Genomic DNA, 1193 nt, shown 5'->3' on the forward strand with positions numbered 1-1193 from the left:
ACGAGCCTGCAAATAAAAAGTCAATAGAAAATTGATGATTTCAGGTAAAAAGTTTTATGTAGGATTTTGAGCATTGAAATAAGACCACCGATATTCGCTGGTCTAAAATAAAGGTATTGATGGGATGGTTATTTTGGGAGCGAAGACAGATATTCCTTCACTCGCCCATAGTAGATGCGAAGAAACTTATTCGCACCGGCTGTCATGTACACATAGTAAGGCTTTCCTTGTGCTCGTTTCTTATCCATAAACAAGTAGACAGGATCATCCTGCGGCTTTGTTTTGATAAGAACATCCATGACTTGAAATAAAGTCTTACGGAGGGTACTGGAACCTCGTTTGGACGTTGGAACACTTTTCTGTTCGTAGGATCCGGATTCATTTACTCCCGGATCAACGCCTGCGAAGGCTGTGATAGCTCCTTTATGGGTAAAGCGGGAGACATCTCCAATTTCAGCTATGAGCTGGGGACCAAGGGATTTTCCAACACCTTTCATAGCCATTACGACAGGGTATTCAGGAAGTTTGGAGGCAGCCTCATTCATCATGATGCGGAGCTGTTCCACGGTCTGTGAAGCGGTGTTTAACTGTTCAACCGCTTGTTTGATGATAAGTTTTGTTAAGTCATCCTTTGGAAGTACGGGAACAAGTTCCTTTGCTGTTCTGTGGATTTCTTCAGCCTTTGATTCGCTAAAGTTATACTTCTTGCGTTTACACCATTTTTGATAGTGGTCAATAAATGCATTTAAGGATAGTTTACGAACACAATCCACATGCCAGTAGGTTATTGCAAAGTCCACCCATTTCTGGCTGCCATCATCACGGGCAGGACTGTCGAAATAGGTGTTTGCTCCCGGGTAAGTCTGGTCAAGGATACCGATGAGATTATTCTTCATGGCTGTTTTGTGTTTCATGTAAAAATCAAACTGACGGTTCATGGTTTTTAACTGATTGCGAATTTCATCCATAAGACTATACTGTCTAAGTTCTGTCCAACTGTCAAGAGTATAGCGCGCGATTTTTAAAGCATCGGCCCTGTCGGACTTGACTTTGCGGAGAGAATTATCACTAAAGTCTTTGATAAGTTTGGGGTTTACCGCACTCACAAAAAGATTTGCCTGTGAGAGTTCACGGACAAGGGGTTCGTAATAACGGCCTGTGTGTTCCATGACAATACGGGATTCACCATCAAT

At 42.4% G+C, this 1193-nt stretch carries 1 protein-coding gene; it reads right to left on the bottom strand.

All coding sequences use genetic code 11. The features are described 5' to 3' along the window. Nucleotides 1-128: 128 nt before the first annotated feature. A partial coding sequence (locus tag D7Y06_RS25205) for an IS110 family transposase (protein ID WP_120410204.1) occupies nt 129-1193 on the bottom strand: 1065 nt, incomplete at its 5' end.

The sequence above is a fragment of the Roseburia sp. 1XD42-69 genome (assembly GCF_003612565.1).
GTDB lineage: Bacteria > Bacillota > Clostridia > Lachnospirales > Lachnospiraceae > Roseburia_B.